Origin of the sequence: Nostoc sp. 'Peltigera membranacea cyanobiont' 232, assembly GCF_002245985.1 — a bacterium.
GTDB lineage: Bacteria > Cyanobacteriota > Cyanobacteriia > Cyanobacteriales > Nostocaceae > Nostoc.
On record NZ_NOLK01000032.1, the window covers coordinates 1 to 19107 of the forward strand.

16 protein-coding genes are annotated in these 19107 nt (G+C 39.4%); 5 read left to right on the top strand and 11 right to left on the bottom strand.

All coding sequences use genetic code 11. The features are described from left to right. Window positions 1-3: 3 nt before the first annotated feature. The 6 genes from CDG79_RS13450 to CDG79_RS13475 all read right to left on the bottom strand — a co-directional run bounded on the left by CDG79_RS13450 (window position 4) and on the right by CDG79_RS13475 (window position 8388). A complete protein-coding gene (locus CDG79_RS13450) occupies window positions 4-2217 on the bottom strand; it encodes a GumC family protein (protein WP_189524986.1) in 2214 nt (737 codons plus the stop codon). A gap of 723 nt (window positions 2218-2940) precedes the next feature. Next, entirely contained in the window at window positions 2941-3900 is a 960-nt protein-coding gene (locus CDG79_RS13455) for a ribonuclease Z (protein ID WP_094332666.1), read from the bottom strand. 104 nt (window positions 3901-4004) lie between these two features. After that, entirely contained in the window at window positions 4005-5195 is a 1191-nt protein-coding gene (locus tag CDG79_RS13460) for a hybrid sensor histidine kinase/response regulator (RefSeq protein WP_094342569.1), read from the bottom strand. A 357-nt stretch (window positions 5196-5552) separates the two neighbouring features. Further along, window positions 5553-5747 (bottom strand): hypothetical protein, encoded by a 195-nt coding sequence (locus CDG79_RS45465; RefSeq protein WP_442939479.1) that lies wholly within the window; start codon window positions 5745-5747, stop codon window positions 5553-5555. 470 nt (window positions 5748-6217) lie between these two features. Continuing rightward, window positions 6218-7501 (bottom strand): aspartate aminotransferase family protein, encoded by a 1284-nt coding sequence (locus tag CDG79_RS13470; RefSeq protein WP_094342570.1) that lies wholly within the window; start codon window positions 7499-7501, stop codon window positions 6218-6220. 242 nt (window positions 7502-7743) lie between these two features. Next, window positions 7744-8388, bottom strand: coding sequence for a Uma2 family endonuclease (locus tag CDG79_RS13475; protein ID WP_094342571.1), 645 nt, complete (start codon window positions 8386-8388; stop codon window positions 7744-7746). Window positions 8389-8525: 137 nt separating this feature from the next. Here CDG79_RS13475 and CDG79_RS13480 point away from each other — a divergent pair, with 137 nt between their 5' ends. From CDG79_RS13480 to CDG79_RS13500, 5 genes are all read left to right on the top strand, one after another. Further along, window positions 8526-9542 carry a potassium channel family protein gene (locus CDG79_RS13480; RefSeq protein WP_094342572.1) on the top strand — a complete coding sequence of 339 codons (1017 nt, stop codon included), beginning with the start codon at window positions 8526-8528 and terminating at the stop codon, window positions 9540-9542. Between the two features lie 90 nt (window positions 9543-9632). Continuing rightward, window positions 9633-10466 (top strand): leucine-rich repeat domain-containing protein, encoded by an 834-nt coding sequence (locus CDG79_RS13485; protein WP_094342573.1) that lies wholly within the window; start codon window positions 9633-9635, stop codon window positions 10464-10466. A 109-nt stretch (window positions 10467-10575) separates the two neighbouring features. After that, complete coding sequence (locus tag CDG79_RS13490) at window positions 10576-11337, top strand: leucine-rich repeat domain-containing protein (RefSeq protein ID WP_094342574.1); 762 nt, start codon at window positions 10576-10578, stop codon at window positions 11335-11337. Window positions 11338-11454: 117 nt separating this feature from the next. After that, window positions 11455-12486, top strand: a complete 1032-nt coding sequence (locus CDG79_RS13495; protein ID WP_094342575.1) for a leucine-rich repeat domain-containing protein — start codon at window positions 11455-11457, stop codon at window positions 12484-12486. Between the two features lie 113 nt (window positions 12487-12599). Continuing rightward, a complete protein-coding gene (locus CDG79_RS13500) occupies window positions 12600-13835 on the top strand; it encodes a leucine-rich repeat domain-containing protein (protein WP_094342576.1) in 1236 nt (411 codons plus the stop codon). Between the two features lie 62 nt (window positions 13836-13897). Here the strand turns inward: CDG79_RS13500 and CDG79_RS13505 are convergent, their stop codons facing one another. The 5 genes from CDG79_RS13505 to CDG79_RS13525 all read right to left on the bottom strand — a co-directional run bounded on the left by CDG79_RS13505 (window position 13898) and on the right by CDG79_RS13525 (window position 19083). Further along, window positions 13898-14455: a methylmalonic aciduria and homocystinuria type D protein gene (locus tag CDG79_RS13505; RefSeq protein ID WP_181154475.1), complete on the bottom strand. Its 558-nt coding sequence runs from the start codon at window positions 14453-14455 to the stop codon at window positions 13898-13900. A gap of 308 nt (window positions 14456-14763) precedes the next feature. Next, window positions 14764-14970 (bottom strand): hypothetical protein, encoded by a 207-nt coding sequence (locus tag CDG79_RS13510; RefSeq protein ID WP_012411265.1) that lies wholly within the window; start codon window positions 14968-14970, stop codon window positions 14764-14766. A gap of 146 nt (window positions 14971-15116) precedes the next feature. Then, window positions 15117-15770 (bottom strand): MotA/TolQ/ExbB proton channel family protein, encoded by a 654-nt coding sequence (locus tag CDG79_RS13515; protein WP_094342577.1) that lies wholly within the window; start codon window positions 15768-15770, stop codon window positions 15117-15119. A 233-nt stretch (window positions 15771-16003) separates the two neighbouring features. Further along, window positions 16004-16897, bottom strand: a complete 894-nt coding sequence (rsmH, locus tag CDG79_RS13520; RefSeq protein ID WP_094342578.1) for a 16S rRNA (cytosine(1402)-N(4))-methyltransferase RsmH — start codon at window positions 16895-16897, stop codon at window positions 16004-16006. Between the two features lie 269 nt (window positions 16898-17166). Then, window positions 17167-19083 (bottom strand): M48 family metallopeptidase, encoded by a 1917-nt coding sequence (locus CDG79_RS13525; protein WP_094342579.1) that lies wholly within the window; start codon window positions 19081-19083, stop codon window positions 17167-17169. Window positions 19084-19107: the final 24 nt, after the last annotated feature.

Sequence of the window (19107 nt, forward strand, 5' to 3'; positions counted from 1 at the left end):
ATCTTACGATGCCAATACCTTTTGAGAATTGCTCACTTCATTAGCGATGATTCCAATTAAATTCAAATTACTCAAAATTTCTGTAGCTTGAGTCAGTTCACTTCGGGTTACTTTACCCATCCGCTCTACCATCACAATCCCATTGCAAAAAGATGCCACAATCCTGGCATCAACTGTACCTAAAATAGACGGAGCATCTATCAGCACTAAGTCATAACTTTGCTCAAACAACTCTATTAATTCTTTCATTCTTCGAGAACTGAGCAACTTTACCGTGTCTTCTGGTTCTGGGCCAGCAGTCAAAATATCAATTGAAGGATGAATAGGCTGGATGTAATCTTGAAAATGAGTTGTTGTCTCATCAACTAATAACAGAGAGAGTCCCCAGTCGTTGGATAGTTCTAGGATTTTGTGCAGGCTAGGTTTGTGCAAATTAGCATCAATAACTAATACCCGTCGGTGCATCCGAGTAGCACTAGCTACAAGCCCTAATACTAAGGTTGTCTTCCCTTCTCCTGGTAGTGCTGAAGTAAACATCAACGACTTGAAAGGTAAGGGATATTTTAATATCTGAATATTTTGGTAGATCATATCCAGGTTCTCATGGACGGGTAATTTAGTCGTGGCTTCTATTACAGAGTCATTTGCTCGGTGTTGTCCATTCCAAGACAGTCCCAGCCGCCGCTTTTTCCCACCATGCGACGGTAGTTTTGGTACCGATCCCAGTACACGGAGATTCGTCAGCTTCTTTAAATCTCCCGCACAATAAATAGCATCATTAAATTTTTCCAAAATCAGGGCTGCTAAGATACCTAAAATCGGCCCAATTACCGCTCCCCCAAGCAAAAGTAATAATCTGTTGCTCCCCATATAAGTCCCTAGAGTCGGTTCTGTCAAAATTTGCCAATTATATCCCTCCTGAGCAATTTTCAGTCCTAAAGACTGTTGCACTTGCAGGAGTTGTTCAAGAGTTTTATGACTACTTTCTACTTTTGGGAGGAGACGATTATACTCTGCTATTAAGCTTGGATATTTGTTGAGATCGGAACGGAGTCGCTGTTCTGACTCGGCTAGATTTTTTTCATTGGCAGTTAGTCCTAAAACTGTTGTCTGCACTAAAATAAACTCGTCTATTAACGTTGGATCGACCCCTACCATTTGCCCTTTTAAAAGGGGTTCTCCCTTACTGCTAGTAGTAATAGATTTCACCTCTTGTCGTAATAGCGACAATTGACTTTGGCGTTGCTGCTTTAGTTTTTGTACTGATGGGTAATCGTCTGTATAGCGCAGTCTCTCTTTAGCCAATGCTAGTTCAGTCTTTTGAATTTCACTCAATAATGTTTGATAGCGGCTTGACTGATTTAAACGAGAAGAAATTAGTTCATTCTGCTGGGATGAAGACGCTATTTGTTGTTCTAGGTTATCGTAGCGAGCGTTTGCATCTTGAAGGTTGGCACGAGTGCTTTGTAGCTGGTTTTGAATATCGGCTAGAGATTCTAACAGGATTTTACTTTGGACTTCGGGATCGAGTAATTTATGTTTTTTGCGAAATTGTTCTAAATTCTTATCAGCTTTACTGACTTCTTTTTTTATCTCAGGTAGACGAGTATTTACAAAAGCCAGTCCATGATTCAGGCGTTCTTTTTGTTGTTCTTTATTGTAGTTTTGATAGACTTTTTGTAGAGCTTGAAGTATTTTTTGAGCTTTGACTGGATCTTCATCATGGAAAGAAACTTTAAATACTTGACTAAAAACTTGATTAGCTCCTATACCTCCCTCTTCTGGAGTTACTTCTAGAGGTGATTTTTTATTCTGTTTTGTCTGACCATTGATATCTGCTAAGGTAATATCAGGATAATCAGAATGAAGTAAATCTACAGCTTTCTGGAGAAGCTTATAACTCAGCATGAGTTTCATCTGAGTAGTTGAATCAACAACCAGAGAATTAGAATCAGTAATCTGAGTATTTGCCTCGACTGGAATATTATTTGACTGTGCCCCTTGAGATAAATTGGAATTCACCAATATCTGCATATTGCTCTGGTAAGCAGGTTTGGCAATGACAGCTAAGAGACTAGCAGCTGACATAACTACGCAGGAAACCCCGAAGATCAGAAAGCGGCGGCGAAGCAAAATAGTAGATAGTTGTCTGATGTCAACCGCGCTTTGTGCTGAAGTAGTAACCTGTTGCTCTTGATTCAGACTAATCTTAGCCACTATCAAACTCCTCTAATATCGAAACACTATATTTATTTGGAAGATTTATGAGAAATGCGAATTTTTTTTACACCTATAGCCGCAATAGCATACTTAATTATTCTTCCAAGGATGACAAGCTAACTTGGCACAATATTATGCCAACTGGCGCTTTCATGTTCATCAATTCAGGCATATAAATTCTTAATCAGTGTTGGAAGAATAAATTTTCAATAAATATTTTATTTAAGAAAGAAAAATCTTGACGGAAAATTAATTATTTTTCCTAAGTATTGAAGTAAAAAGTTATCTGACATACACCACTACTATATAGGAATCCGGTTTGATTTCTGAAAAGATACGTAGGGTGTTATCGCGGAGAGTACGGCACGAAACCCTTGATAGTGGTGCGTTACGAACTTCGTTCTAACACACCCTACATACCTAATTTTGTTCAAAAATCAAATAGGAGTCCTATATATTAAAGTTATTTTGATAACTTGTAATATAAAAAACACATTTAGAAAAACATTTAACCCATAATATTTATATACTTTTGATACACTTAGCTAACCGTAAATTATTGGTTAATTAGTTGACTTACTAGCAAAAATAAACTGCTGTCTATTTGCTGGACGTTATGAGTTGGATTACTAAACTCCAAGGTAGAACGTAGTTAATTTTAGATTTTAGATTAGAAGAGTTCAATAGGAAATCCAAAATCCAAAATCTAAAATCCAAAATTCAAACGCCTACCTTGGTTAACTCTACTTCCCGTCGTCTGGGTACTTCATGAATCATGAAATCATAAGCCATGTCAGTACGGGGAAAAATAGCACGGGCTTCCTTAAGGAGATCCTTCAATTCTAAGGTATTACCGGGAGCATAGCGGGGACTGAAATGACTCATAATCAGTCGATGTGCCCCAGCAGCTAAAGCTGTTTGCGCTGCCATTGTGGTTGTGGAATGCAAGCGCTGAAAAGCCATGTCTGCATCTTGATGGGCAAAGGTTGCTTCGTGAATTAACACATCTGCATCTTGAGCTAATTTTACTGCACCATCACAATAAATAGTGTCTGTACAATAGGCGATTTTCCGACCAATTTCTGTAGGGCCGCATAATTGAGTGCCATCAATTACCCGTCCGTCGTCAAGGGTAACAGTTTCACCGCGTTTGAGTTGACCGTAAATGCGACCAGAAGGAATTTCCAACGCTTTGGCTTTTTCCACATCAAAGCGTCCTGTCCGGTCTTTTTCGGCTACGCGGTAGCCGAAAGCTGTAATGCGGTGATGCAAATTACCGCAGCTAACGGTGAAGTCATTGTCTTCATAAATTACCCCTGGACGGATGGCGTGAACTTTAATAGGGTAAGAAAAGTGTGTGTAAGAGTAACGGGAGGCGGATTGAATGTAATCATTTAATCCAGGTGGGCCGTATATATCAATTCGTTCCACATTGCCAGCCAAGCCGCAAGTAGCAAGAAGTCCCATCAAGCCAAAGATGTGATCGCCGTGCATGTGGGTGATAAAAATTCGGGAGAGTTGACTGATTTTCAGTTCACTCCGCATAATTTGATGCTGGGTGCCTTCACCACAGTCGAATAACCACAGTTCTGCCCTTTGGGGTAATCTCAGGGCGACACTGGAAACATTGCGCGATCGCGTCGGTACACCGGAACTCGTCCCTAAGAATGTTATCTGCACAGTGTTCTTTAGTCTTCCTATTGCTCAATATTGCAGCTCTATTTTCTATAGTGACACGGTTATTGATTTATTTTTTGATAGTCTCTAAATCAGTAAAATTTAGTTTATCCGCCTAGCCATTGCAGTGGCAGAGTCACAATTACTGTTGTGCCAACATTCTCCTCACTTTCTAATTGAACATGACCACCATGTAACTCCACACATTTTTTAACTATAGTGAGTCCTAGTCCTGTTCCTTGAATTACACCCACATTACTGGCACGATAAAAGGTTTGAAACAGACAAATTTGGTCTTTGAGGGGAATACCCATTCCCCGATCTCTTACCTGGAAAGTTGCCAGACCATCTTTACAAATCAAATCAAACCAAATAGTGTTATTTGGAGGGGAATATTTGATGGCGTTGGAAATCAAATTCGTGAAGATACAATTGAGTAGGTCTTCATCCATTTGGGCTTGAGTGGATTCACCTTGAAAGGTAAAAATAATGCTGTGCTGACTACCTGCATTGACTTGTAGAATATCTGTAAGTTCAATACAGAATTTTTCTAAATCCAGAAATGTCGGTTTGTATTCTAGTTTAGCTGCTTCAGTTTTACTCAAAAATAGTATCTCATCTAAGAGATTGAGCATCTGGTTGATAGCATTTTGAATTCGATCGAAGTATTTAGTTCTGCGATCGTCAGTTAGTTTTTCACTGTTATATTCAAGGATATCTACAGCCGTCCGAATCGTAGTCATGGGGGTACGAAACTCGTGGGAGACCATTGCTACAAAGTTCGATTTTAATTCGTTGAGTTCTTGTTCTTTTGCCAGTGCCTGACGGGTACGTTCTTCGCTATCCCGGAGTTGGTTGAGAATTTCGCTCCTTTCAATGGCATAGCGAATGGCACGAACTAACTGTTGTATCGTTATTTGATCTTTAACGAGATAGTCTTGTGCGCCTTCTGCTAAAGCTTGCATTGCTAAATCTTCATCATCAAGCCCTGTTAATACCACAACTGGGATATCGGGGACTGCTCCCCGAAATTCTTTCAAGGTATCGAGTCCAATAGAGTCAGGGAGGCTAAGGTCTAATAAAACCAGGTCGAATCTGCGTTGCTTGCGACTCTCTATCTGAGAATCATCAACAGTGGACGCGGAGTTTTCCCTGCTAGCATATATTGCTTCAGATAGCCGTTCAACATGTAACATCTGCCATTGTTCTCGATCTGCATGAAAACATATCCGACGTAGCAGATGGGCATCACTAGGACTATCTTCTACTAATAAAATGTGAATTATAGGTTTTTCCATAGTACAGGGTTATATCAAGTTGTTAGATAATCACCTGATTTGCTATTGGTTCAGACAGGGCTTATTTCTCTGCTGTTATAAGCAACAATTTAAATTACCAACCCCATTCCGTTCGTGGTAGTGTCACTGCTATCAGCCAGAAATCTTTAGATCGACTGCACAACCTGAATAAACTGCTAGACATCAATAGGCTTTGTTACGTAGCAATTAGCACTGAGATTATCAGAACGTAGTATATCTGCTCATCATTTGAGGTAGTAGTTATGACAACAGGAATGCATTCAAGATTTGGGTCTGATTTGATTTCTGTTAACACTTCCCACCCATCCATACCTGGGGGATTCAGGTTGAGTAAGATTAGGTCTGGACGGGGAAATTAGCGAACTTTTCTTGCTCCCGTAAGTAGTTCATAGCACTTTCACCATCTTCAACCCAGTACAAGTTGTTGGCAATTTGGGCATTTAAGAAGCTTGTGATGGTTAGGTTAGCATCACTAGGAGAGTTTTCAACTAGCAAAACTTCAATGGGTCGCAATGCCTGATTATGAATCATGCAGTTATTAGTAAGTTATTAGGCAGGTGTAAAGTACATATATTTAAAGATACCTTAATTTGCGTTCAGGGTAAGATAAAGTACTGTTCCTACGCTCGGTTCCGACTCAGCCTAGATGCGATCGCCATACCGCTCGACGATCTTTTTACAGGTAGCTAGACGAGTGCCTGTACCAGGAAATTTTCGACGAATAAGTGATGATAGCTTTACATATAGCGATCGCTATATGTAAATTACTAAGAGCTAGATCGAATGCAGTATTGCAGTCCACGAGGGTAAATTACTGACGGCGAGTCCCCACGCGAGAATAAACTAGCAAGTCTTGAATTAACGGCGCTATTCACCATTCGTACAGAATTGATTCTGACTTCTAACTTATGACTTCTGATATTCTGTTTTCATAAAACAAAGAAAAAGCGAGAAATAGACACAAATACTTATCCTCGCTTTGTAAGAGTTGCGTAGATGCCCTACGGCTTGTCGTTAGACATCGCCTTTTCCACAGCTTCCAAGGCAGTGTTTACTTCTGCCTCTGTGACAATTAGCGGTGGTACAAATCGGACTACTTTTGGCCCGGCAGGTACCAGTAATACACCCTCCTTGATGGCGGCATTGACGATATCTGCTGCGGTTAGTTGAATATCGGCTCGCAACTCCAAACCGTTGATTAAACCCCAACCCCGAACTTCGCCAATGTACTGAGGATATTTAGCTGCGATCGCTCTTAATCCAGTTCGCAATTGATCGCCCCTGTCTTGCACATTCTGCAAAATATTTTCCCGTTCCAATGTCTGGCAAACACTGAGTGCTACACCACACACAAATGGATTGCCGCCAAAGGTGCTGGCGTGTTCCCCTGGTTGAAAAACATCGCAGAATTTCTTGCTCATCATCGCACCGATGGGGATACCGCCACCTAAGCCCTTGGCACTGGTGAAAATATCCGGTTCAACGCCGAGATGTTCGTAAGCCCATAATTTGCCACTGCGCCCCATACCAACTTGCACTTCGTCGAAAATCAACAAAACGCCAGTTTCATCGCAAATCTGCCGGAGCTTTTTGAAATAGGCAACATCTCCCGGACGCACACCGCCTTCTCCCTGCAATGGCTCAATTAGAATTGCTGCTACCCGATAATCGCCTTCATCCAACTCGCTAATCGCCACTTCCACAGCGTTAATATCGTTGTAATTTACGTAGTGGAACCCAGGAACCAAAGGATCGAAATGCTTTTGATATTTTGGTTGTCCTGTAGCGGTAACGGTAGCCAAAGTCCGCCCGTGGAAACTGGCATTGGCGGTTAAAATAATTGGTTTTTCAATGTCTAATACTGTGTGGGCATATTTCCGCGCCAGTTTTATTGCGGCTTCGTTAGCTTCAGCCCCAGAATTGCAGAAAAATACGCGATCGGCACAAGAATGTTCAACGAGCCATTTTGCCAATTCTCCTTGTTCAGGAATATAGTACAAATTAGAGACATGGTGCAGCTTCTGGATTTGGCGTGTTACCGCTTCTACCATAACTGGGTGGGCGTGTCCCAAAGTACAAGTCGCAATTCCCGCTACAAAGTCTAGATATTCGCGCCCCTGTGTATCCCAAACCCGGCACCCAGCACCCCGTTCTAGGGCTAAGGGAAACCGACCGTAGGTAGACATGACAGCTTGATTAAAGCTATCTGTATCAAAGGGATTAGACGTTACAGACCCTGAATCTGGGGGGATGGTGGCTTCGTCAACGAGAGTTTGTAGGCTCACTACCGCTCCTCCTGAAAGTTTTTCATTATATAGTTATTTACTAGTTTCCTAGAAATCCCTAAAAATTACTTTTTATTTAGCACAATTCGTACTTCTTTTTAAGTTAACGTTTATATCTCAACATTCCCCACTTGATTTTGTGCTATAGAATCAGGTGGGGAATGAACAACGTATTTAATTAAATTAACGTACCTCAGTCTTAATAAGGATTCCAGGAATTTTTTCGGTTCAAAAAATGCCGTTCAGATATTACCAGCATTAAAAATCTGCTCTGCGGTTAAATCCAATTCTGGGAAAGTGGGTGATTGGATGGGTTGGCTTCCACGAAACAGATCGAGTTGATATTCACCCTCAACTAGTGAATAAATCGATATTGTCGGCTGTTTGGGGTTGCCAATAAATCGCTTGCCTCCCAGTGCTGCGTAGTCTACAATCCAATATTCAGGGATGCCGACTCCTTCTCTGCGAGACGCTACGCGAACATAACGACCCAATTTTGTAAAATAATCATCTCTCCAGTTTGTACTTACGACCTCAACTACCAAAGGAATTGACTCTGCTTGAGTAAGAGTGGATTCTTTTTTCCACAGAGGTTCATTTACTAGGTTGGGGCGGTTTAACAACAACATATCTGGTAAATAAGCAGATTCACTTTCAGATGGTTTTACGAATGCTGTTTTGGGACAGCCATAAGATAGCTTCAGTCGGGTATATTCTAAAATAAATCTCTCGATTAAAAATAAAATAATCTCCTCATGGTCGCCTATCGGTGGTGGCATCTCAATTACTACTCCATCGTGTAATTCGTAGCGTTTATTTGAGTTGTCAGGGTATTTAGTGATAAATTCTTCAAACGTAACTAGTTTTCTTTGTAGGGCTTGAGTCATCAGTTAATCCTCAAAGTCAAACTGAGTTTAAATATACTAAAAAGTTAGCAGAAAACTAGAAAAAGTAGGTTAAAAGTACTATTGTTACTTCATTCTCAACACTTGAGCAAAAATATCAACGTATCCAAAAGGAGTTAATGGCTGGGGCGATCGCTCTTGGCGGTGTTTTCTTCATTGGCACTTTGTGGTATTGGCTAGTGGAGGGCTGGTCATGGGAAGATGCGGCGTACATGACAGTCATCACTTTAGCCACTGTAGGATACGGAGAAACACACCCACTCGGTAGCCGAGGACGATTGTTTACAATTGCCCTGATTTTGTTGGGTGTAGTCAATATTGGTTACATTGTCAATAGATTTACAGAAGCGATTATTCAAGGCTACTTTCAAGAAGGAATTCGGCTACAACAACAGAGGCGGTTAATGGAATCCCTGTCAGAACATTACATCATCTGTGGATTTAGTCGAACTGGTCGGCAAATTGCCAAGGAATTTCAGGCAGAAGGCGTACCTTTTGTAGTGATTGATGCTGATATGGAATCTGTGCAAAGGGCGCAGATGGAAGGTTATACAGCATTCCAAGGTGACGCTACCCTAGATGATACGCTTTTGAAAGTTGGTATTGAAAGGGCGATGTGTATTGTTGCAGCCCTGCCTTCCGATGCCGAAAATTTATATATAGTTTTATCAGCAAAAACACTGAATTCGGGAATTCGGGTCATTGCCCGCGCCAGTACAGAAGAAGCTTTGCAGAAGTTACGACGCGGTGGCGCAGATGAGGTGATATCACCCTATATTACTGGTGGGAAGCGCATGGCTGCTGCGGCACTTAGACCGCAAGTATTGGACTTTGTAGACGGAATTTTGACAGGTGCAGACCGTCAGTTGTATATGGAAGAATTTTTACTTGACCCGGCTTTTTGTCCCTTTGTGGGTCAGAGTTTGCAAAAAGCGAGATTGCGATCGCAATCTGGGGCATTAGTTCTGGCAATTCGCCGCGCTGATGGGACTTTAATTGGTGGCCCTACTGGCGATACGGTGTTAATGCCTGGAGATCGGCTAATTGGTATGGGTACAGCAGAACAGTTGCGTAGCCTTAATCAAATTCTCGGCCCGATTAATTCTAAGAAACTGCGGCGACCGAAAAATAGCTGATTTTATTTTTCCTGAACTACTTTTTTATACCAAGTTTTAGGTAATCCTTGTATAGTGTAATTGCATACATTGAAAGTATAATCTCATGCAATGAAACTTACTTTAGCGATCGCCACAATATTTACTTTTACTTTGGGATTTTACACCACACAGACCATTGCTGCTCTTCTGGAAAATCCCAAAAGCTTTACAGATTGGTGCCAGCAGAAATCAACTTTACCTCAAGAGACAAAACATACTGTTGAGGTTCTTTTAAAAAAAGCCCAAACTCAAAATTGCAAGCAGGCTAACCAAAAGCTGGCTAATTTAACTTTTCTTGACCTTAACTCAAATCAAATCAGTGATATCAAGCCTTTGTCTGCTCTGACTAATTTGACTTCTCTTTCCTTAAGATCAAATCAAATCAGTGATATCAAGCCTTTGTCTACTCTGACTAATTTGACTGTTCTTTTGCTCCACTCAAATCAAATCAGCGATATCAAGCCTTTGTCTACTCTGACTAATTTAATTGTTCTCGACCTCGGCTCAAATAAAATCACTGAGATTAAGCCTTTGTCCAATCTGACTAATTTGACTATTCTCTCCCTCGTCGGAAATCAAATCAGCGATATCAAGCCCTTGTCCACTCTGACTAATTTGACTTTTCTCGACCTCGGCTCAAATAAAATCACTGAGATTAAGCCTTTGTCCAATCTGACTAATTTGACTATTCTCTCCCTCAATTTGAATCAAATTAGTGATATAAAGTCCTTGTCCACTCTGACGAATTTAACTTTTCTCGACCTCGGCTCAAATAAAATCACTGAGATTAAGCCTTTGTCTACACTTAAAAAGTTGAAGTTTATTAATATTAACAATAATTTTCTAGTAATCAATAAATGTCCTGTAAAACCAGAATCAATTTGTCAATTTTATGAACCTTAGATGAGACTCATAACTCACTTTATTATCTATGTATAGTTGCTATAGTTTTAGTCTCTAATTCCATCTATGAAATCGCAAATAGTCTACTTAATCAATATAACAAATCACAATGAAACTTATATCAAGCATCGCCACAATATTTACTTTTACTTTGGGATTTTACACTACCCAGACTATTGCTGCTCCTCTGGTAAATCCCAAAATCTTTACAAATTGGTGTGAGCAGAAATCAACTTTACCTCAAGAGACAAAATATACTGTTGAGGTACTTATAAAAGAAGCCCAGACTCAAAACTGCAAGCAAGCTAACCAAAAACTGACTAATTTGACTTCTCTCTCCCTCGGTTTAAATTATATCAGCGATATCAAGCCTTTGTCCGCTCTGACTAATTTGACTTCTCTTTCTCTCGAAGTAAATAAAATCAGCAATATCAAGGCTTTGTCTACTCTGACTAATTTGACTCGACTCAGCCTCTACTCAAATGAAATCAACGATATCAACCCTTTGTCCACTCTGACTAGTTTGGCTTTTCTCTCCCTAGAATCAAATCAACTCAGCGATATCAAACCTTTATCCGCTCTGACTAATTTGACCGAACTCTCTCTTCACTCAAATGAAATCAGTGATATTAAGCCTTTGTCCACTCTGACTAATTTGGCTTTTCTCTCCCTAGACTCAAATAAAATCAGCGATATCAAGCCTTTGTCCACTCTGACTAATTTGACTTCTCTCGGTCTTGATTCAAATAAAATCAGTGATATCAAAGCTTTATCTGTTCTAACAAAGTTGAATTATATTGATATTAAGAATAACCCGATCGCCTCCAAAATATGTCCTTTGAAATCAGAATATTTTTGTCATTTTAATTAGTTTCAATTAAGATTGATAGCTGACCTCAGTACACCTATATATAGGTGCTATACCTTTACTGATTGATTCAACATAGCAATTAGCAAACAGTCTACTAAATCAAGAAAAAAAACCACAATGAAACTTAAATTAAGCATCGCCACAATATTTACTTTCGCTTTCGGATTTTACATCACACAGACTATTGCTACTCCTTTGCAAAATCCCAAAAGCTTTACAGATTGGTGTCAGCAGAAATCAACTTTACCTCCACAGACAAAACATACTGTTGAGGTTCTTTTAGAAAAAGCCCAGACTCAAAATTGCAACCAGGCTAACCAAAAGCTGACTAATTTGACTAAACTCTCCCTCAACTCAAATAAAATCAGTGAGATCAAGCCTTTGTCTGCTCTGACTAGTTTGACTTCTCTCGACCTCGGCTCAAATGAAATCAGCAATATCAAGCCTTTGTCTGCTCTGACTAATTTGACTTCTCTCAACCTCAATTTCAATGAAATCAGCGATATTAAACCTTTATCTGCTCTGACTAATTTGACTGAAATCGACCTGCACTCAAATAAAATCAGTGATATCAAGCCTTTGTCTGCTCTGAAAAAATTGACTTCTATCGACCTCGGCATAAATGAAATCAGCGATATCAAGCCTTTGTCTGCTCTGAAAAAATTGACTTCTATTAACCTTGACACAAATGAAATCAGCAATATCAAGCCTTTGTCTGCTCTGACTAATTTGACTGCTCTCTCCCTCCGCTCAAATAAAATTAGTGATATCAAGCTTTTGTCAACTCTGACTAATTTAACTTCTCTCTCTCTCCGAGAGAATGAAATCAGGGATATAAAGCCTTTATCTGCTCTGACTAATTTGACTTATCTCTACCTCAACTCAAATGAAATCATCGATATCAAGCCTCTGTCTAATCTGACTAATTTGACTATTCTCTCCCTTGAATCAAATGAAATCAGCAATATTAAGCCTTTGTCTAATCTGACTAATTTGACTGAACTCTCCCTTAACTCAAATAAAATCAGCGATATCAAGTCTCTATCCGCTCTGAAAAAATTGACTTTTATTAATATTAAGAATAATCAGATTGCATCCAAAATATGTCCTGTAAAGCCAGAATCTATTTGTCAATTTGATGAGCTTTAAACGAGACTACTAACTCACTTTGTCCATCCATGTATAGATGGTGCTATGCCTTTAGTCAATTATTCCATCTATGAACTAGCAAATAGGCTACTAAATCCAGATAAAAAATCACAATGAAACTTACATCAAGCATCGCCACAATATTTACTTTTGCTTTGGGATTTTACAGCACACAGACTATTGCTACTCCTTTGCAAAATCCTAAAAGCTTTACAGATTGGTGTCAGCAGAAATCAACTTTACCTCCACAGACAAAACATACTGTTGAGGTACTGTTAGAAAAAGCCCAGACTCAAAATTGCAAGCAGGCTAACCAAAAACTGACTAATTTGACTAAACTCTCTCTCGGCTTCAATCAAATCAGCGATATCAACCCTTTGTCCGCTCTAACTAATTTGACTTCTCTTGACCTCAACACAAATAAAATCAGCGATATTAAGCCTTTGTCCGCTCTAACTAATTTGACTTCTCTCGACCTCAGGTTCAACAAAATCAACGATATCAAGCCTTTATCCGCTCTGACTAATTTGACTAAACTCTCTCTTAACTTCAACAAAATCAGCGATATCAAGCCTTTGTCTGCTCTGACTAATTTGACTTCTCTTTCCCTGCGCTCAAATAAAATCAGCGATATCACGGCTTTGTCTGCTCTGAATAATTTGACTACTCTCAGCCTCGGCTCAAATGAAGTCAGCGATATCAAGCCTTTGTCCGCTCTGAATAATTTGACTGTACTTGACCTCGACTCAAATAAAATCAGCAATATCAAGCCTTTACCCGCTCTCAATAATTTGACTACTCTCAGCCTCGGCTCAAATAAAATCAGGGATATCAAGCTTTTGTCCACTCTGAATAATTTGACTGGACTCGACCTCCCCTCAAATGAAATCAGCGATATCAAGCCTTTGTCTGCCCTGAATAATTTGACTGGACTCGACCTCCCCTCAAATGAAATCAGCGATATTAAGCCTTTGTCCGCTCTGAATAATTTGACTGTACTCGGCCTCGGCTCAAATGAAATCAGCGATATCAAGCCTTTGTCCGCTCTGAATAATTTGACTACTCTCAGCCTCGGCTCAAATGAAATCAGCGATATCAAGCCTTTGTCCACTCTGAATAATTTGACTATTCTCTACCTATCCGTAAATGAAATTAGCGATATCAAACCTTTGTCCACTCTGACTCATTTGATTTCTCTCGACCTTAAATCAAATAAAATCAGCGATATTAAGCCTTTATCCACTCTGACTCACTTGATTATTATTGATATTATAAATAACCCGATCGCACACAAAATATGTCCTAGAAAACCAGAATATATTTGTAAATTTGATCAGCCTCAAAATTGACACCCGCCAGATTAACTCTGAATGAATAACCCAAATATAAAGGAGAGCGATCCAACGCCCAATTAATAATCAATTTCTCTCCACCCATGCATGGCTGCTATGCCTTTTGTAACCCATTCGATCGCAATTGGGGGAGCTTCTGATATCAAAATGCTAGGATAAACTGCTGCACCCCATTCGGGATGAATTAACACACGGCATTGATTTTTAATCACTGGATAGTTAAGTAAGGCTTTGACAACTGCTGTGTCATCGTGAGGAATTGCGCCGGGATGAGACAGTAAAGGGTAGCCTGTACGAGGATCGATCAGGTCAGTTAAATAGCCGCGATCGCGCAGATTAAATGCTAAATCACAGCCAAATCTCATAAACTTTTCTCGTAAGCGTTCTTTCTCTGACTCTACTTCTGCTGTCTTTTTGACTAATTGATAACGCGATCGCTGTAAGACAATCACGACTCGTAAAAATGGCTGCCGTTTCCAATCTGGTAATATCCGTTCGCAGTTAGCACAGATATATTGACTGGGAGCATGAATTGAAATTTGAACCGCTTGTCCCGTTTCGCCAACTAAATTAATAGGACAGGCTTGCTCCGAAGTGTAAACTTTGGGATAGTTCACTAAATTGATTCGGCTAATACAAGTTTTTTAATTTAATCTACGGTATAGATGATAGCTCTTAAAAGTACAGAAAAATCATCATTTTCTTATCTTATGTTACTTTTTTTAGAAGCAGTTTACTAATAATTTGAGAATTTTAATCCGAATTTTATCCTTTATTAACCTGTTCTCATAGGATTTGTTGCGATCGCTGTAGCCATTAGCATAGATGCAGAGTGTCATAGACAAGCGATGCATATAGCGGACTACGCCTACGCTCCTGAAATTTATTCGATCAAAACCCCAACAATGAACTCCATCTCACCCAATTAATTGAGTTTTAAAGAATTCACCGGTACTTCATCCCAAGAATCGACTGTCCGCAATTGCGCTACCCAACCTGCTGCCTTTTGATTTTCAGTCAAATTATTCTGAAATGAATCATGACACTCTTTAGCTTGAGATTCATTACAAGTAGCAATACAGGCATGAATCATCCCAGACGGATCAATTTGCTCATTTACCCAAATAGTCATGGAATATTCCCTCGAAAACTGTATTGAAAAAAGCTATTTGTTATTTTAGAACAATATTAGAGTCAAAAATTGCAGAGCAAAATCGGTAACAAGTAGTAAACTAATCCCAATTACCGATTCCTAATTTACAATTACCCAATTCCGCTTTATCTATTAGGCACATAAGATTTATCACCTCTTTCATAGCGACGGCGGTAGAGTAATTCTAACTGTCCACCATATTCTTGAATCCAAGCTATCTGGCGCTGGTAGAGTCCGCGGAAGGTATTAGCAAATAATAATGTAAAGATTGCTACTACTAACCCTGATGCTGTGGATACTAAAGCTTCACTAATTCCAGATGTTACACCTGTTGTTTTACTACCTCCCACATCTCCAATATTTAGAGAGGCAAAGGAGTTAATTAATCCTAAGACAGTGCCTAGAAGCCCCAACAGAGGCGCAAGACCAATAATTGTCTCAAAAATGTTTTGCGATCGCTTCAGTAAGGGAATTTCGCCTTGTGCTTCACTTTCTAATGCCAAACGAAATTCTTCTGGTGTCGCCTCCTCTAATTCTAAAGCTGCTAAAAAAATTCGAGCGATTGGTAAATCAGCATTCTTCTGCAATTTATCTAAAGCACTAACTACATTATTAAGGCGATAAAGCTGTAACACCTCTCGCACTACCTTATTTTGCCGATTATTTATCCTTACCCAAAAGATGATCCGTTCGATAATCAGGGCTACGCCTAACAAAGAAAAACCCAGCAGAGGCCACATGACTACGCCACCTGCTGTAAACAGATTACTAATTTCCATTTATTATTTTTTAACTTACCAACAACGCTAGATTAACAGATCGCTCTTTTAAGGAATTGGGAATTGGAGAGTTCGGTTAAGGTAAGAGACGCGATAAATCGCCGTCTTTACAATAATCAGTCCTTTGTAGAGACGGCGATTTATCGCGTCTTTGCGATCTAGGGCGTGTCATCAAAAAACCTTATCCGAACCGTATTCCCTCTAGTCCCCTGTCTCTTTATCTGCTCATCACCTTACTCAATATTCAGCACCTTTTCAGCTATTCTCAGTTTGGCCGATCGCGATCGCGGATTTTTACCAATTTCCTCTTCTCCAGCAATAATCGGCTTTTTTGTCAAGACCTTTAATAAAGGTGAATTTCTTAAACCATGCTTCACTGGGCGATCTTCCAAACTGTGAAAACTGATAATCGCAATTCTGCCACCAGGGACAAGGGCATTTGGTGCTTTATCTAAAAAGGTTTCTAGAGATTTTAACTCGTCGTTGACGACAATTCGCAGAGCTTGAAAAACACGAGTAGCGGGATGAATTCTCCCATAACGGTATTTTGGAGGAACAGAAGATGCGATCGCATCAGCTAATTCTGTAGTCGTGTGCAACGGCCGCCGTTCGACAATGCGTCTAGCAATGCGCCGCGATAATCTCTCTTCGCCGTACTTAAAGAAAATATCAGCTAATTCTGCTTCATCCCAATTATTGATCGCATCAGCAGCAGTTAGCGATCGCCCTCGATCCATTCGCATATCTAAATTTGCAGCATGGCGAAAGCTGAAACCCCTTTCTGCTTGGTCTAAATGGTAAGAACTCACGCCCAAATCGGCGAGAATACCGTTGAAAGTATTAGGGGGATATTTGTAGTCAGCAAAATTGCTATAAATAAATTGTACGCGATCGCCAAACTCAGCTAATTCTTTCCTCGCTGCTGCTAAAGCATCCTCATCTTGGTCAATCGCCGTTACCCGCACATCTGGTGCAGCTGCTAAAATCAAACGGCTGTGACCTCCACCGCCTACCGTCGTATCAAGATAATGACCTCCTGGAGATACCGCTAGACCTGCAATAACTTCCTGCGGTAAAACTGGTAGATGGGAAAATATCGGTTCTTCAATAGCTAGCTGACGATTCATGAGACTAAGGGCAAAAAACCACAGATGAACTTTAATTATGTATTCTTTTCTTTGTGTCTTTGCGGGTTTATAGCTAAAAAATAGTTTTTAAACCACAAAGACACTAAAGGAAAATATCATAAATTCCACACCTAAAGCTGATGCTAGGTGTTGAACTTTAAGCATCTATAGCAATTCTATTTGATTTGTGTTGGCGTAGCCTGCCGTAGGCATAAATTCGCGTTGTCCAGATCCCCGACTTCTTAAAGAAGTCGGGGATCTAATTCATCCTAGTTTTTACCTTTTTTCTGGTAAATCATCGAATTTGATATCCGTTTTAATTTTTTCTCCATCCTTAAATTGCTATTTAAAATAAAAATGAATACATTATCGGTCAATTCATTTTCCTTTAATAAGCTCTGAACAATTTTAGAGTTATCGGTTTCATAAATACGACTACCTTCCCAAAAACTAAATCCACGCTTTACAGCTAAAACATAAAGTGGTTTTTCAGGAAAATATTGCAGATTTTTTTGAACTAAATAAGCAGTTATTATCTGCGGATAATGAGATAACTGCTGACAAAGCTTATTTACCTCTATATCCGAAATATTATGAGGGTAAAACTTATCATCACTTTTCAATTTAGACCGCTCTTTCTGTCCTTTTAAAATTAATTTGTGATAATTTTCGGCACGTTCTTGATAAGACTTTGCCTCATTGTTTTTACCTTGGGTTTTAAGAAAATAGCAAATTATCTGACAACCTCCTATGACTATACTTGAGTCTTGCTCTATTGCCTTCTCAATGTATTCTATTCCAGTCGCATCTTGTTTTTTTAATAATATTTGACCTAGTAAATAATTAGCTGATGCATGGTAAGCATCACGATGAATAATTTCTTGTAATAGAGGTATAACAGCTTCTTCGCCCTCAAGTTCCAATGTCAAAAATGCTTGCTGACTAGCTTCTTCTAGGGTTAGGTGTTGTTTTTGCGATTTGTGATTTAAATCTTTTAATGTAGCTATCGATTTTTGAAATTCAGCATATTTTTGTCGCCAAGGTGTTGCTATCTTTTCTCGCCAACCTTGACTAAAATAATCAATAAATTTTTCTAACTTATCTCCTAAAAACTCTTGGGCAGCGCTAATTTCAATTGGTGCAAAGATGGCTAATTCTTTCTGAGTATCGGGGATATATCCCAAGGCTTTTAATCTATCTGTCAGGCAAGGGTGAGTATCAGCATTGTTGGTTTTTTCCGTTAAAGCTTCACTTAAATAAGTAGTTGTGATTTCCTGATGAAGTCTCTGGCTTAAAACCTGCTTCATATCCATATAAGTCGTTTTCGGTGGTTCAATTTCTGTCTCTATTTGTTTATAAATACTAGACCAAAAATATCTTTCTAAAAATCTAGATTTGACCTCTAAACTTATCAAAGCTTTAGCAGTATTTTGTTCTCCCGTTAAATCAACAGCACATCTATCTGCTTCATATTCATTCATCCGTGCTAATACAAAAGAATAGGCATTAAAAAATGGGATGTACCATATCAAAAACAGTTGAAAAACTAACGATAATATTTCATGTCCACTTTGTCGGAGTCCTGTAACAATGCGATACCAAGTTTCACGTTGGCGATAAATCCAACCACTAAAGCGGCTGTGATTTCCTGATAAATGTCCCAGTTCATGGGCTAGGACGGCACAAAATTGTTCGGGTGGCAGTGCTAGCATGAGCGGTAGACCGACAATTAAGTAATTTTGCTGCCATCCCAGCAAACCTAAGCGTGGTCTTTGGACAACCCATGCATTAAAATCGTTGGTCAGTAAGATGTGGTGAAACTGTGGGGCTTGTAACTTCGATGAGATTTCGTTAATTAAAGAATAGAGATTGGGTACATCTTTGGGTTGTAGTGGTAAACCTGTAGGTGGAGGAAAAGAAACCCATAGCGATCGCAGTAATACGAATGCTAACGTCAGCAAAAACAAAAGACCTGTCAAAGATAAGTTAGAAATTGACTGAGCATTAACTATCCCAAAGATAATACTTACTAACAAAGTCAACGTTACAGCTAGAACCAAAAAGATATATGCGTAGCCCAAAGTAGCCAAAAAAGCAACATGCAATTTATAAAGATACGGTTGTTTATTAGCAAAAACTTCTAACTTCTGAATTAGCTTATCAAAACGCTCTTGATTGAAAGTCATAGATATGTATTAGCGTCAGAAAAC